16 protein-coding genes, 1 tRNA gene and 2 pseudogenes are annotated in these 13,802 nt (G+C 68.3%); 10 read left to right on the top strand and 9 right to left on the bottom strand.

Features of this window, described 5'->3' with window-relative positions:
• Nucleotides 1–32: 32 nt before the first annotated feature.
• Genes ACF1G2_RS30310 through ACF1G2_RS30300 form a run of 3 tightly spaced genes read left to right on the top strand, consistent with a single transcriptional unit; the run spans nt 33 to nt 1,267 of the window.
• Nucleotides 33–653: a hypothetical protein gene (locus ACF1G2_RS30310; protein WP_391801358.1), complete on the top strand. Its 621-nt coding sequence runs from the start codon at nt 33–35 to the stop codon at nt 651–653.
• A 23-nt stretch (nt 654–676) separates the two neighbouring features.
• Nucleotides 677–973, top strand: a complete 297-nt coding sequence (locus tag ACF1G2_RS30305) for a hypothetical protein (RefSeq protein ID WP_391801357.1) — start codon at nt 677–679, stop codon at nt 971–973.
• Nucleotides 974–1,267, top strand: a complete 294-nt coding sequence (locus tag ACF1G2_RS30300; protein WP_391801356.1) for a hypothetical protein — start codon at nt 974–976, stop codon at nt 1,265–1,267.
• A 468-nt stretch (nt 1,268–1,735) separates the two neighbouring features.
• On the opposite strand, the gene ACF1G2_RS30295 is transcribed toward ACF1G2_RS30300, so the two are convergent.
• Together ACF1G2_RS30295 and ACF1G2_RS30290 are read right to left on the bottom strand one after the other, a co-directional pair.
• Entirely contained in the window at nt 1,736–2,710 is a 975-nt protein-coding gene (locus tag ACF1G2_RS30295; RefSeq protein WP_391801355.1) for a serine hydrolase domain-containing protein, read from the bottom strand.
• A gap of 171 nt (nt 2,711–2,881) precedes the next feature.
• On the bottom strand, nt 2,882–3,103 hold the full coding sequence (locus ACF1G2_RS30290; RefSeq protein ID WP_391801354.1) for a hypothetical protein: 222 nt from the start codon (nt 3,101–3,103) through the stop codon (nt 2,882–2,884).
• A 697-nt stretch (nt 3,104–3,800) separates the two neighbouring features.
• On the opposite strand from ACF1G2_RS30290, the gene ACF1G2_RS30285 reads away from it, so the two are divergent.
• The gene (locus tag ACF1G2_RS30285; RefSeq protein WP_391801353.1) at nt 3,801–4,166 is read left to right on the top strand and encodes a hypothetical protein; all 366 of its coding nucleotides are present in this window, start codon (nt 3,801–3,803) and stop codon (nt 4,164–4,166) included.
• Between the two features lie 52 nt (nt 4,167–4,218).
• On the opposite strand, the gene ACF1G2_RS30280 is transcribed toward ACF1G2_RS30285, so the two are convergent.
• Together ACF1G2_RS30280 and ACF1G2_RS30275 are read right to left on the bottom strand one after the other, a co-directional pair.
• Nucleotides 4,219–4,596, bottom strand: coding sequence for a YybH family protein (locus tag ACF1G2_RS30280; RefSeq protein WP_391801352.1), 378 nt, complete (start codon nt 4,594–4,596; stop codon nt 4,219–4,221).
• Nucleotides 4,597–4,754: 158 nt separating this feature from the next.
• Nucleotides 4,755–5,114: a MerR family transcriptional regulator gene (locus ACF1G2_RS30275; protein ID WP_391801351.1), complete on the bottom strand. Its 360-nt coding sequence runs from the start codon at nt 5,112–5,114 to the stop codon at nt 4,755–4,757.
• Nucleotides 5,115–5,180: 66 nt separating this feature from the next.
• On the opposite strand from ACF1G2_RS30275, the gene ACF1G2_RS30270 reads away from it, so the two are divergent.
• Entirely contained in the window at nt 5,181–6,305 is a 1,125-nt protein-coding gene (locus tag ACF1G2_RS30270; protein ID WP_391801350.1) for an alkene reductase, read from the top strand.
• 568 nt (nt 6,306–6,873) lie between these two features.
• Here ACF1G2_RS30270 and ACF1G2_RS30265 read toward each other — a convergent pair.
• Nucleotides 6,874–6,959, bottom strand: a tRNA-OTHER gene (locus ACF1G2_RS30265).
• Nucleotides 6,960–7,027: 68 nt separating this feature from the next.
• Nucleotides 7,028–7,711: an HNH endonuclease family protein gene (locus ACF1G2_RS30260; protein WP_391801349.1), complete on the bottom strand. Its 684-nt coding sequence runs from the start codon at nt 7,709–7,711 to the stop codon at nt 7,028–7,030.
• A 176-nt stretch (nt 7,712–7,887) separates the two neighbouring features.
• Here ACF1G2_RS30260 and ACF1G2_RS30255 point away from each other — a divergent pair, with 176 nt between their 5' ends.
• Nucleotides 7,888–8,103 (top strand): hypothetical protein, encoded by a 216-nt coding sequence (locus ACF1G2_RS30255; protein ID WP_391801348.1) that lies wholly within the window; start codon nt 7,888–7,890, stop codon nt 8,101–8,103.
• Nucleotides 8,104–8,226: 123 nt separating this feature from the next.
• On the opposite strand, the gene ACF1G2_RS30250 is transcribed toward ACF1G2_RS30255, so the two are convergent.
• Nucleotides 8,227–8,904 (bottom strand): SMI1/KNR4 family protein, encoded by a 678-nt coding sequence (locus tag ACF1G2_RS30250; protein ID WP_391801347.1) that lies wholly within the window; start codon nt 8,902–8,904, stop codon nt 8,227–8,229.
• A 547-nt stretch (nt 8,905–9,451) separates the two neighbouring features.
• Here ACF1G2_RS30250 and ACF1G2_RS30245 point away from each other — a divergent pair.
• Nucleotides 9,452–9,922 carry a lamin tail domain-containing protein gene (locus tag ACF1G2_RS30245; protein WP_391801346.1) on the top strand — a complete coding sequence of 157 codons (471 nt, stop codon included), beginning with the start codon at nt 9,452–9,454 and terminating at the stop codon, nt 9,920–9,922.
• A gap of 230 nt (nt 9,923–10,152) precedes the next feature.
• Nucleotides 10,153–10,338 (top strand): hypothetical protein, encoded by a 186-nt coding sequence (locus ACF1G2_RS30240; RefSeq protein ID WP_391801345.1) that lies wholly within the window; start codon nt 10,153–10,155, stop codon nt 10,336–10,338.
• 32 nt (nt 10,339–10,370) lie between these two features.
• Here ACF1G2_RS30240 and ACF1G2_RS30235 read toward each other — a convergent pair.
• Nucleotides 10,371–10,553: pseudogene (locus tag ACF1G2_RS30235) on the bottom strand (DNA-3-methyladenine glycosylase 2 family protein); the annotation flags it as partial.
• Here ACF1G2_RS30235 and ACF1G2_RS30230 point away from each other — a divergent pair.
• Both ACF1G2_RS30230 and ACF1G2_RS30225 read left to right on the top strand, forming a co-directional pair.
• Nucleotides 10,554–10,838 (top strand): annotated as a pseudogene (locus ACF1G2_RS30230) (four-helix bundle copper-binding protein); the annotation flags it as partial.
• A gap of 103 nt (nt 10,839–10,941) precedes the next feature.
• Nucleotides 10,942–12,429, top strand: a complete 1,488-nt coding sequence (locus tag ACF1G2_RS30225; RefSeq protein ID WP_391801344.1) for an MFS transporter — start codon at nt 10,942–10,944, stop codon at nt 12,427–12,429.
• Nucleotides 12,430–13,370: 941 nt separating this feature from the next.
• Here ACF1G2_RS30225 and ACF1G2_RS30220 read toward each other — a convergent pair.
• A complete protein-coding gene (locus tag ACF1G2_RS30220; RefSeq protein WP_361677809.1) occupies nt 13,371–13,745 on the bottom strand; it encodes a DUF6009 family protein in 375 nt (124 codons plus the stop codon).
• Nucleotides 13,746–13,802: the final 57 nt, after the last annotated feature.

Here is a 13,802-nt window from a genome sequence, read left to right as displayed (position 1 = left end):
CGGGTCGGCGCTCTCGCTCCCAGGAGGAACGGATGACCACGGCCCTGCAACTGGTGCCCGCTCCCGCATCGGATCTGCTGCCTGCCCGCGCGAAACGGCTGCGCGCTCTGATCCGACTGGAGACGCTGGACGTTCTGAACTGGGACGAGAAGTCGCGGATCCTTCGGCCCTCACCCGACCACCCTTTCCTCGGCATGCACATCTGTGCCCGTGCCGGCTGCTGGGCAGCGGCCCGCAACACGGAGCTGGGGTTGTGCTCGGCATGCCGCGGTAGCTGGAAGCGAAGCGGCAAAACGCCGGAGGACTTCCTGGCCACCGAGCCAAAACAGATCAGCAATATCTCGGGCGGGTGTCGTGTCCCCAAGTGCCGGCGCCCCTGGACGTCGTCCCGCACGCAGATGTGCATGCGGCACCGCGAGTTGTTCACGAAGCTGGGGCGTCCGCCGCTGGAAGAGTTCTTCGCCGACTCGCGCGTTCGCCCGCTGCCGGGCTTCGGCTTGTGCTCGGTGGACGCCTGCCACCGGCACCAGGCGAACGGCTCAAACCTGTTCTGCCCTCCCCACTGGACGAGGTGGCAAGAGGCGCAAGTCCCCGACGCTGATTTCGAGACGTGGTGCCGCACCGAGCCCGGCACGTCGAGTCCACTGCGCTGAGCCTGCGAGGTCTGCCGACTCTGGTGACCGCCGAGATCCTCGACGTCCTTCAGGCCCGCACGGACGCCGAGGTCAAGACCCCGCCCATCCTGCTGCGAGGCGTCGTCCGGCACCTGCGCGAGCAACGCGTCGAGCAGTTTGACGACGTCCAGGTCCCCCGTAACACCCACCTGAGCGGCATGGCCAACCGCATGCGCCGCGCACTCGCGGCCGCCGTCTCCTCTCCGGAACTGGAACAGATCAAGGACGTCTGGAACATGGGCGCCTTCGGGCTGGGCCAGTGGCGGAAGATGGACTTCATGCCGTTGCACCAGGAGTAGATGCGGCGGGCCTGCAAGACGTGGGTGCTGGACGAGATCCCCCGCCGCTACGGCAAGAACATCCCCAACGGACTCTCCGACATGGTCCTCTGCCTGCGCTACCTCTCGCAGAGTCTGGTCCGCTCCCGTCAGGACGGCGGAGCGGATATGGCGGCGCTCGGCCGAAGCGACATCGAGATGTTCACGCAGTACGTGGCTCACCTGGCGCACACCGGCAGATCAGCGCCTTCCGCCGCACGACGGTCTGCCGCTTCACCAGCCGGTTCCTTCACGAAGTCCGCAACCTGGGCCTGACCCGGCCCGGCGAGATCCTCGCCAACCTGCCCGACCCCTTCGCGCTGCGATGGCACGACATGCCCCGGTCATCACCGAGGAAGGACCGGGCAGAGCCCTGCCGAAGGAGATCCTTAGCCAGCTATGCGAGCGGCTGCCCACCCTCGACGAGATCCGCGACGGCAGCGAGCACATGCGCCACGCCATCGAGATCCTCATCGACACCGGTCGGCGCCCCGACGAGATCGGGTGCTTGCCCTGGGACTGCATGGAGACCGACGATCACACTGATCCGCCGCGTCAAGACCGACCTCGACGGGCTCACCGACGACGAACGCGAGCAGGTCAAGGACGGAGCAGCAGGTCTTCGACCTGCGCAGGGATCTGGCCGATCGGGACGATGACCTCGCAGCTGCGCGGGCGGCCAACCGCGAGCTGATGGCCCAGGTCAACCGCTGACGGCGACGCCCCGGTCTCACCAGCGAGGTCTCAGGCGGCGAAGTCGTTGACCGCCTTGGCGATGTCGTCCCCGGTCAGGGGCTGCTGCATGTCGCTGAGCAGTCGCGCCAACGCGGGTAGGGCGGTCTCCTGGTTGGCGAGGGCCACGCTCACGTAGTCCCGGTCCGGGACCAGGACCATGGCAGCTCGGTAGCCGGGCAGCCGTCCGTTGAGATACATCTGGCCTGACCGCCCCAGGGCCCAACCAAGCCCGTAGGCCATGGGGTCGTCGGACCGGGTGCGCGGACGACTGATCTCCTTCAGGAGAGCCCGGTCGGCGAGCAGGCCCTCGCCGACAGCCAGGAGCTCCGACACCGACGACCACAGGCCACCGCTGGGCCGACGGGTGCGCGGATAGCCGAGCAGCGGGAGTTCGGTCGTGCCGTTCCACCCGGTGACGGACGCCGCCGAGGTCTCGAAACCTGTCCGTGCAAGACCCCAGGGGTCGAGGAGGTTTCCCTTCAGCGCGCTCTCGAACGTCGTGCCGCTCAGGGCCGCAAGGATCGAGCCGGCCAGGAAGTAGTTGCCGTTGTAGTAGGACCACCGTTCGCCGGGCTCCCGCTCGTTGCCAGCGCGGACCACGAGCCGGGCGGCTTCCAGGAGCGCGCTGTCCCCATCACCCAAAGCCTTCACGGTTGCCGCGTCCACCGATTCGCGCAGGCCGGAGACCTGACCCAGGGTCTGCTCGATGGTGAGGCTCTCGTCGGCCCGCCAGTCCGGCGCAAGGCCGGGAAGCAGTTCGACGACGGGTGTGCCCAACGGGACGCCCTTGTCCCGCAACGTGCGGACCAGCGCCGCGGAGGTGAAGACCTTCGTCAGCGACGCGATACGGAAACACGATTCCGCCGTCACCGCCACCGGCCCGTGGGTGGCCGTCGTGCGTACGCCCGCCACCGACGAACCCGCCGCTACCGCCGGGACATCGCGAAGACTCGTCTGCTCTTCCACCAGTTCCTGAAAATTCACAGTGGGCATGGTACTGACGGCATTTCGGGCCGACGGACGCGGTGGCACCGGCCGGCGGCAGCATGCCGGCGAGACGTGCGCCGGGGGACTCTGCAAGAGGACCAACGCACAGGAGATCGCAGCGGACACGCGGATACCGCTCGGTCGGGTCGCCACTGCTGAGCTCGACGGTCATCGCGCTTCCTGAACTCCCGCGCTGCAACCGCTGGCACGCAGCAGTCGCAGGACACATACGGCGGTGCCGCCGAGCAGCTCCACGATTCCGAATGCCGGCGGTCCGGCGACAGTGAGAGCGGCCGCGATGATCATCACGATGATCACGAGTACGATCTCCCCGCCCGTCAGCGGGCGGTTGTGGGGGCCGGGGTCTCCGGCCGGTGCGAAGGTGCGCATGACAGACTTCCCTCACGTGTCGTTGCTGATCACTACCAGTCGCGCCTCCGCGGGGACGCGCGACTGATGACGGGCTCCACCAAACGCCCGGCGGGGCTTCCAGACCCTGATCGCCGGACCTGTCGGATCTTCTCACCAGTAATCCCGCGATCACAATCCGTCTCTATCTTCTCAACTGAGTTGATTCACAAACGAATTGGCACGGACACCCTGTCAGGGCCGAACTCATGGCCGGATGAGATGGCCTCGAGCCTGAAAGGCCAGCTCACGTGAGGTAAACCCGAATCGTTGATTCAATTTCCGCCAGACTGGCGTTGCCTAGCGGCACCGGCGATGACACCCTCAGAGGGCGCCGGTTCCGGGAACCTCCGGGACTTCCCTGGCGTTGTGGCTCCACCACGGAACAGGGACTGGGCACCATGCGTCTTCCAGCGCAAAGCCCACGATGAGGGTGGCGCATCCTCCAAGGATGCGGCCACCCTCTGCCGCCCCAGCACGTCCGACTGGCGCCCTTGATCATGTCGCCGCACGTGCCTGTCTACCGGCCCCGCCGGGACGACGGCCGGAGTAACGGGTGCGAGAGCTGCAGCGAAGGTTCAGCACGGGCGACTCAGGCGGGCGCCCTGCACGCCGAAAGGGCCGGTGCGTTGTCGAAACCGCAGGTCGCCCCGGGCGTCCGCCGGGCGTCCACTCCGACATGTTCGGGCTCACCGGCCGACAGGCCGCCATCATCGCGTTCATCGAGCGCGCTGTGGCCCGCCAGGGCTACCCGCCGTCAATGCGTGAGATCGGCACGGCCGTAAAGCTCGCCAGCACCTCATCCGTCTCCCACCATCTGATGGCGCTGGAGCGCAAGGGATACTTCGCGGGCCCGGGCAAGCGGCCGCGGCACACGACAGTCAGGTCGAAGATCAACCGGATCGACCTCTCGCCGGTCCGGCTTGAAGAAGCGCTCAACCAGCGCCGTGTAGTTGCTGTCCCGGTAGGCTTCCAGGGCTTCCAGCTCCGCCAGCTGGGCCTCGAACCCGCCCGCCGTCTCGATCGCAGCCCGGGCGTTCTTTAGCGCCAGCAGGTCATCCAGCGACGCCTCCCCCTTCCACCTGCCGGAATCCGGGTCAACGCGGCGCCGCGTGATACTGGCGGATCAGCCAGGTGCCCGCTGCTGTCCGCTGTGCCACTACGGAGAGCCGTACGGGAAACAGCTCGCCGCTCAGAGCCGAGAAGGTCACGTCCGCGAAGCCGGCGGCCAACCCGTCGTCCAGAACCATGCCGTGGAGCACCTCCACCGTTGCCCTGGCGCCGTCGGCGACATCCTCGTAGTAACCGGCGATCTCTGCCCGGCCGATGCGAAGGCGCGGGCTGATGCCCTGAAACTGCGCGTCAGGGGTGAACAGTGCGGCGATCTCGGCTGGCCGGTGGTCGTCGAACGCCTGCTGCCAGTCGCCGAGCACTTCGGCGATGACGCCGCACGCCGGTGCACTGTTGTTCCTCATGCTCGTTCCAGGTCTCGTACGTCAGTGGCAACTGCGGGCTCCTGAGGGATGGCTGGCCACACTGGCCACCGTCCGCGCCTCCGCAGTCTCTGTCGGCGTCACTGTAGAGGCCCCTCCGGCTCTGCTGTGGCCGGACGCTTCACCAACGGCGACTGTGACTACGAACCAGACGCCGCGTCGATCACGTTGTCCAAGGCCCTGCGCGAGCGGAGGAGGTCGTCGATCATGCGGTCGATTCGGTCCCGCTCCAGGGTGAGATCGGTGACCAGTCTCGGGGTGGCGGTCTGGGAGGGGCCACCGTCGGCGTCGCGCATGCAGGGCAGGAGCTGCTCGATCTTGCTACTTGACAGACCTGCCGCGAAGAGCTCCTGGATGCGTATGACCCGGTGGACCGCGTTCTCGGCGTAGTCCCGGTGACCGCCCGGGGTGCGCTCCGCGGTCAGAAGGCCCTGCTCTTCGTAGTAGCGCAAGGATCGCTTGCTCACCCCGGTGCGATTGGCCAGTTCTCCGATTCGCATGGCCTCACCTTGATCACGTGTTTTTCCCTTGAACCTCACATTGATGTCAGGTTCTACCCTACCGTCATGACGAACACACTGCTGCTCACACCGTATGATCTGGGTACCCTCCGCCTCCCAAATCGCATCGTCATGGCACCGATGACACGCTTCCGCGCCGCGGAGGACGGCACCCCGCTGCCCGTCGTCGCCGAGTACTACGCACAGCGAGCGAGCGCCGGCCTCATCATTACCGAGGGTATCTGGCCCAGCCGTACGGGTCAGGCAGGGTGGCGCATGCCCGGCCTGGAGACGCCGGAGCACGTCAGAGGGTGGTGGGCCGTGACAGACGCCGTGCATGCGGCCGGTGGGCGGATCTTCGCGCAGCTGATGCACGGTGGCCGTCAAGGGCATCCGCTCTCACGGCTCACGGCAGACATTCCCGCAGGTCCGTCCCCGGTGCCGGTGCCAGGCCCCGTGCATGTGCGGGACGGCGGCAAGGCCGATCCGGTATCCCCACGCGCGATGACGCGTGAGGACATCCGGCAGGCCGTGCTGGATCATGTCGCCGCGGCGCGCAACGCCATCGACGCCGGCTTCGACGGCGTAGAACTGCACGGCGCGAACAGCTACCTCATTCACCAGTTCCTGGCCGACAACACCAACCTTCGGGACGACGAGTACGGACGCCGAACGATCGAGGACCGCATCCGTTTTGCTGTCGAAGTCGTCACCGCCGTCGCCGAGGCCATAGGGCCGGAGCGGACCGGCTTGCGCCTCTCACCCGGCAATCCGCAGTTCGGCATGGAGGAGGCCGACCCTGGACCGGTCTATCGCGCGTTGGTCGAGGCGCTGGACGGCCTCGGGTTGGCCTACCTGCACCTCACCGACAACGATCGCTATCCCGCTCTCACCGATCTGCGTGCCTACTGGCATGGGGCCCTGATAGCCAACGTCGGCGAGAACCGGGAGCCCACCACCAAGGAAGAGGGCGAAGCCGTCCTGGAGACGGGGCGGGCCGATCTCGTCTCGTATGGCAGGGCGTTCATCGCCAACCCTGATCTGCCCCGACGATTCGAGCAGCTCGCTCCTCTCCAGACCATCGACGCAGCGAATCTCTACACCCATGGTGGCGACGGGTACACCGACTATCCGCGCATGGACTCGCGGGCGACACCGCAGGATCTTGTCGTCACCTCTCAGGCGGGGTGACGACACGAGGCAGCTGTCAGTTGAGGTCGGAGACCTTGTAGGGCTCCCATCAGATGTAGACGCGTAGGGCATTCAGTTCGCGATCTGGGGCCGGGAGCGTCTCGGTCTGGTCCGCCCGCTCGGCGACGCCCTCATCCTGCACTCGATGCGCTGGGACGACGAGGTACGCGATCCGTCCGAGCCGGTGCCGGACGAGGTGAAGCTGACCGAGAAGGAGATCGCCGAGGCCATGGCGCTCATGGATGCCCTCTCCGTGGAGCGCCTGGACGAGCTAAAGCTCACCGACCAGTACCGCGAGGCGCTGATCGAGGTGATCGCGGCCAAGGCGGAGGACCGCGCCCCGGCGACCCCGGAGGGCGCGGACGCGGAGCCCGTCGGCCAGGTGGTAGACCTGATGGCCGCGCTGGAGGAGTCCGTGGCCAAGGCGAAGAAGGCCCGCGGCGAGACCTGTGCCGGTGGCGGGCACGCGACGGTGCACGAGATGCCGATGAAGAAGGCTCCGGCAAAGAAGGCGCCCGCGGGCGTCCTAGCCGGACCCGGAGCCGGGCCGGCATGGGGCGTGGTGAGAGGCAGCCACCGCCGGGATTCGAACCCGGGTAACGCATCCGGCGAACCGGTGTACGTCGTCCTTGGCCACTAGACGAAGGCGACTGCCTCGGCAGGGTACAGAGCGGCGCGTGGCCGGGGCACCCGAGTATCTGCGCCCCGCGCCGCTCCTCCCGTTACGGGGCGGGGGTGTAGTGGACGACGGCGGTCTCGCATGGCCCGTCGGCGTAGACCTTCAGTGCGTCGACTTCGGCCTGGTCTGCGGTGAGGCCCCAGCGGAGCTTGGTCGCGGTCCATTCGGAGACGTAGCGGCAGTGGGCGTCCGGGAGCGGCGGCATCCACTCGGCGGGGTCCCGGTCTGCCTTCGCGCGGTTCGACCGTGCGGTGACGGCGACGAGGCTGGTGGCGGCGTCCTGGTCGTTGGCGTAGGCCTCCCGTCGCCTCGCGTCCCAGGTGGAGGCCCCGGAGTCCCAGGCCTCGGCGAGGGGGACCATGTGGTCGATGTCGAGTTGGGGGGGGTCGGCGACCTCCTGGCCGTCGTAATAGCTCAGCCACTCCCCTCCGGACAGCTTGCAGCCCGTGGCGACGGCTGGGGCTTCGGCGGCTTCGTCGAGGAGTACCTCCGCGCGGGTGTTGCAGCCGTCGCCGAGGTCGAGGCCGGCGTTCCAGTGCTTGAACTTGTCGCGGGTGTATCCCGCGCGGGATTCGTCGGCGACGGCGACGAGTTCCAGGGCGTCGGCCAGGGCGAGGACCTCGGCGCGGGCCGGCGCGGCGGGTGTGGCCTGCGCAGTGGCGGGGACGGCGAGCGGGGTGAGGGCGAGGGAGAGCGTGGCGAGGCCGCAAGCCATGTTCTTGATCATGAACGCTGAGATATCGGCCAACACCGGGGGTTGACCAGAGGTTTCGCGGAGGGCTCAGCCGGGCGGGTGAAGGAGTTCACCGGGGAAACGGTCCGCCACGTACCCCTGGCTGCACGGACGTTCCCTCGCGCGGCAGCCTGGGGTTGAGGAGTGGCTCAAGAGGGAGGGAGCAGTGGATGGGGCAGGGGCATGAGCACCGGCCGGGGGACGTCGCGCCGGGCATGGTCGTCCTGTGTGCCACCCGGGAGTTGCCCGGCGGGTTGCAGTGGGCGCACCTGCCCGTGGACCGGCGCCTGTGGTCGGAGGAGGACTTGCGGGAGGGGTTCCGGGTGCGGGTGCGGCGCACGGTCGGCGATGCTGCGGCACCGATCGAGGTTGTCGGCGGCTCCTAGCGCGTCCCGGAACGGTCGCCCGTCCGGGTCAAGCGCCGTGCTCACGCCCTGCGGAGCCCAGGGTGTGCGACCACCGCAGCGGATTTGGCCGTACTTGAACTGCCGGCCATAGCATCGTCGCGTTCAGTCGCGCGGTTGCGAACGCTCGGCCTGGTGCAGCCAGTCGGTATACCAACGGGCGAACGTCATTGGAGTCCCGTCGTCGTCTAGATGTGGGGCCAAGTCAACCTCGTCGGCCCGGTCGTCGGACCACATCGTGCCTCGGTGCGGTCCGCTGATGACGAGCCAGTCGCGCAGGGCGCAGCCACGGGTGGAGATGACGATGGCGCCGACAGTGCGATCAGGGTTGAACATGACGCCGTCCCAGCGCTCGTCCCACGCCTTGATGGCGTCGTCGAACTCCTCCGTCTCTTCGAAGTCCTCTTCCTCGGGCTGTTCGGCCGCCAGTTCCTCCAGGAGCTTGGGATCCGGACCCTGCTCCGGAAACGGCTCAGCAAGCCGGGTCAGGTCTGTCAGCTCAGAGCCATCGCCCTCCCACCGCCAGCGGCCTTGCACTCGCCGCACCGGGAAGACGCCGTAGGCGGGACCTGCGCCACCGGCGCCGACGCGAGCAAGGAAGGATCGAAATTCCGCGGGTAGCCGCACCTTCATCTGTGCCTCAAGCTCAGCGAGCTCGGCATTGCTGAGCGGTTCGTCCAGAACCCACTTGTGCCCCAAGGCCCCGAACACCTCGTTGCCATGGAGAGACGCCCCCAAAGCCTCGACCCGCTGACGGACTCCCGTCCATTCCTGATCAGTCATGCGGAAAAGCTAGGCGCTGCCACCGACACCGCGCCCTGCGGGGGTTACTCCGTGGCCGAGCAGCCAGGTGGGGCCGACTTCAGCAAGACGGCCCTTCGGCGGCCCCGAGCACGGCCTTCACAGAGGCCGCCCACTCGCCGTCCGATAGTCCGCCGCCGTCCACGCCTCGCCCCTGCGTGCGAGTGCGTCGCAGGTGTGCGAAGAAACGTGCAGAACGGTTGTTACCTCCCCACATCGCCCGGTCGGCAGAGTGCGCCGGAGGTGCGCCCAGTAGTGCGCCGGGCGCTCGCAAGGGCTTGCTCTTGATCTTTCAACGGGTGGGTGTAACGGGCAGTTAATGTCAGGGCCACGCCCGCGGCGGATGTGTGATCGATACAGGCGACAGTTACGGAAATATCCGTGATCGGTAACGGACCCCGGTTCGCCTGTCGCCGCACCCCGGCCGGCCGCAGAGTTCAGGTCCTCGGCCCGAACCGGACCGAGATCAACACCGCTCCCACCAGCATGTATCGGCTTGTGGGGCTCTGTTCTTGAGGGGACATCACACATGTCTGCTTCTTCGACCGCCCGCCGCATCGCCGCCACCGCCCTCGCGGCTGGCGCCATCGTCTCTGCCGTCGCCCTGCCGGCCGCCGCCCACGACGGCGACCGCCAGCGTCAGCCGAAGGTGGAGATCAGCCGGGTCCAGGCCGACAGCCCCGGACGAGACAACCGCTCCAACCGGTCGCTGAACAATGAGTGGGTCGAGCTCACCAACAACACCCGCCACGCGATCAACCTCAAGGGCTGGGTCCTGAAGGACGAGGACGGCAACCGCTACAAGTTCGGCGACTACCGCCTCAACGGACGTGCCACCGTCCGCATCCACACCGGCGAGGGCCGCGACTCCCGCACCGACCTCTACCAGGACCGCCGCAACTACGTATGGAACAACAACCACGACACGGCCACCCTCAAGAACGACCACGGCCGCACCGTCGACACCGAGTCCTGGGGCCGTCACCACCACCGCCGCTAACTCGACCGTCGGCACTCCCTACGTCCGCCCGTCCACGGCGGACAGCAGGACCAGCCGACCCGTATGAACCGTGTGCGCCGGGCAGCCTCACCTGCCCGGCGCACGTCTGCGTCTGGAGCGCTGCGGCTTCGATGAGGTCGTGATGGTCAGACTGCGCCTCACGACGTCGGAAACCGGCCTGACCGTTCGGGGAGGCGTGTCTCTCGCAGGCGGCCGGCCGTTGCCCCTGCGTGGAACCCGCTGAGCCGTTGTACGGCGAATACCCCAACCATCCTCGTCTGCCGCTGCTCACCGCGGCCGAGGCCCGCGATGCGGTCGGCTACCTGATGAAGCTGGAGCAGCTCGACCTCACCCCGCATGGCCGGGCCGCGGGCGACCTGGCCCGTGACCAGGCCCTGCGGACTCCCAGCGAGTAACAGCCGTACTGCGCCTCGCGGGCGAGCTCGGGTCAGAGCCGGTCGATACGTCCGAGCGGGGCCCGGGGCTCCCGCCGGGAGGGGATGCGGCCGGTAAGCAGGATGAGGCGGGCGGCGCGGTGGCGCTGGCCGGCGTAGGGGGCGAGGAGTTCCAGCATGTCCGCGTCGGTCAGGCCCCGCCGTCCGGTGAGGGCGTAGCCGACGTGTCCGGGCAGGACGCCTGCCTCTCCGAGGGCATGGTCGGCGACCTCGCTAAGTGCATCCGCACCGACATGGACTGCGCCGACATCTGCACCGCCACCGCCGCGGTCCTCTCCCGCCATACCGGCTACGACGCCCGCATCACGACCGCGATCCTCACCGCCTGTGCCGCCGCCTGCAAGGCCTGCGCAGACGAGTGCTCCCGCCATGCGGACATGCACGAGCACTGCCGCATCTGCGCGGAAGCCTGCCGCTCCTGCCAGCAGGCGTGTGGCGACCTCCTCGGCGCCCTCGGGTGACTCAACCGCCAGGGGCCCTGTCAGCGATCCGGCGCCGGGCCGAGAGAATCTCCTCCCCTACCGGAATACCCCTAGGGGGTATAACGTTCTGCCTCAGCGGCACATGGTACCCCCAGGGGGTATTGAGGATTCGGTGGAGGGCAGAGCGGTGTCAACGTCAACGGTTAATCCCCGGCGCTGGTGGGCGCTGGGCGTGCTGGCTACAGCACAGTTCATGGTGATCATGGACACGTCGATCATCGGCGTGGCACTCCCGCAGATGCAGCGGGACCTGGGCTTCACCCAAGGCGACCTGAGCTGGGTCTTCAACGCCTATGTGATCGCCTTCGGCGGACTCCTCCTGCTCGGCGGCCGCCTCTCGGACCTCCTCGGCGCACGGCGCGTCTTCGCGGCTGGCTGGGTGGTTCTGACGGCCGGATCCGTCGTCGCCGCTGCGGCTGGCAGCGCCGGGGTAGAGATCGTGGGTCGAGCCGTGCAGGGAGCGGGCGGAGCCCTCATCGCACCCGCGTCGATGACGCTGCTGATGATGCTCTTCGGCCACAACCCCAAGGAACTCGGCAAGGCCCTCGCTCTTTACGGCGCGGCCGCACCGGCCGGCGGTACGGCGGGCGTGTTCCTCGGCGGGGTGTTCACGCAGTGGGCGTCCTGGCCGTGGATCTTCATCATCTACATCCCCATCGGCATCGCCACCCTCGCCGCCACCGGCCTGCTTCCGGCCGTGGGCCGTCGCCGGGGCGGGATCGACGTCCTGGGCGCCGCAGCGGTCACTACCGGCCTTGCCCTCGCGGTCTTCGCCATCGTCCGGGCCCCCGAGACCGGCTGGGGCAGCGCGCAGACCCTGCTGCAGCTGACCGGCGCCGCCGTTCTGCTGGCCGTCTTCCTGCTCCTCCAGAAGGCGTCAAAGGCGCCGCTGATGCCGCTGAGCATCTGGCGCACCCCGGGCCTGAGTATCTCCAATCTGGCGATGGCGCTGCTGGGTGCCGCGTGGATCCCGATGTGGTACTTCCTGAACCTCTACCTCCAGCAGGTCCTGGGCTACGGGGCTTTCGCCAGCGGCGCGGCCCTGCTGCCGATGACCGCCCTGCTGATGGTCTTCATGACCACCCTCACCGGGCGTCTGCTGGGCCGCTTCGGGCCCAAGCCGCTCATCGCGGCGGGCCTGCTGGTCCTGGCCGCCGGCCTAGTGTGGCTGTCGGCGGTCGAGCCCACCGGCACCTTCCTGGTGGACGTCCTGCCCGCCTCACTGGTCGCGGCCACGGGCATGTCCCTGGCCTACATCCCGGCCCTGATGTCGGCGATGGCCAGCGCACCGCCGGAGCAGGCGGGCCTGGCCTCCGGCATCGTCAACACCACCTATCAGGTCGGCTCGGCCCTGGGCCTGGCCGCGCTGACCGCCCTCGCCGCTTCCCGGGGCGCCAACCGCCTCGGCGACCTGCCTGCCCTGACCGATGGGTTCAGCAGCGCCTTCCTCGGAGCGGCCGCGATCGCCGCGGTTGGCGCCCTGGCCACCGCCCTGCTGATGAAGGGAAAGAAGTCCTCGGCCCCGGCCGCCCAGGAGCCCGCCGCTGACACCGAGCCGGTCAGCAGCTGACCCCCGTTTTCGAGGAAGGGCCGCCGGGCGGATGTCCGGCGGCCCTTCCTCATGCGCGGTCTCAGACCGACACCAGCAAAACTCGCGCCCTGCTCGCGCCGGCGGCGCCGGATCCCGTTCCGGGTCATTTCACAGGACTTGAACACCGACAACCCGGCCGCCGTCAGCAGGACCACGACCGCAGCTCCGGCATCGGCCACCAGCTGGATCCGCAGCCCTTCAAGGTCACCACCGGCCAGCGCACTCCCGGCTCTCCCCGTCGGCAAGGTGCCCGACGGGGAGTACACCCGCCACCAGCCGCCTCGGCACTGTGCACCTCAGCGTGGTAGTGCGTCACCGACTCCGGTGAAGGGCTGTTGGGGTGGGTCTGGTGGCGGTGGCAACAGGCCGGGCGTCGGCCGACAGCTGGATGACGGCGCCCTTGGGCGGTACTGGTCGCCGGCCACCAGCTGAAGGATCTCAGGGTTGAGCGCGGCGATGTCTTGCCAGCGTTTGCCGTCGCCGAGGTAATCCTCCGCGAGGTCCCACGACGGCTCGGTGGTGGAGGCGACTGACTTTGTGCACGAGACATTCTCGTGCACAAGGCCAGGAGGCGACCGTGTGCTGGGGCCAGTCGGCTTCGTCGGCGCGCGCGGAGGTCTTGGCACCTCGCGTGGCGCTGGTGCCGCCCTCCCCCACGGTGTGCAGAGTGGTGGCAGCTACGTCCGCTCCTGTGGTGGTCGCGGACGCGGGGGTGGTGGCGAGCAGCACCATGCTGCTGATGAGGAAGCCGGCGAGCTGCTGCAGGCTGCCGATGCCCTTGATCTTGGGTGCGGAGCATCTCGTTCAGGATCCGGTCAACGGCATTACAGGAACTGGGTCACTTGCGCTTGCGGGCCCCCGGTGCCCGCAAGCTCCTATGCCAGATGCTTTGGCTGAGGCCGATGGGACTAATGGGGCGGTCACGCAACTGGAGTCGCTGATCCTCGCTGCGATCGGGCAGTTTTGCTGCCGACGTGTCCGGGCTGAATCGTGCGAGGGTCGACTGCTTCTCCTGGCGCACCTGCCCGATACAGGCCGTCGGGCTCGGCGTCTCGGTCGTGCGGCAGCAGGTAAAAGACTCGGCGTTTCTGGAGTCCGCTGTCGGGATCGGCCTCGGCTGTGTCGCTGAGTTCTGCGAAGCCGATCATGCGTCCGTCACGATGGTAGCGGGGCTTGCCCCGGCGGCGTGGAGTCTTGTCCAGCGCCTGGCGTACGTAGTCGAGCTCCTCGGGGTCTTCCAGCCACACCACGTTGTCCTCGTGGGTGAGATCGCTTGCCGTCAGTAGCGAACTCATGGCTTGGGTCCCTCCTCGGTCACGTCGGCCACCAGTGGGCCCGGGTTCCTCCACGCC

Origin of the sequence: Streptomyces sp. NPDC013457, from assembly GCF_043089925.1 — a bacterium.
Taxonomy (GTDB): Bacteria; Actinomycetota; Actinomycetes; order Streptomycetales; family Streptomycetaceae; genus Streptomyces.
This window is presented reverse-complemented; position numbering and strand designations above follow the sequence as displayed.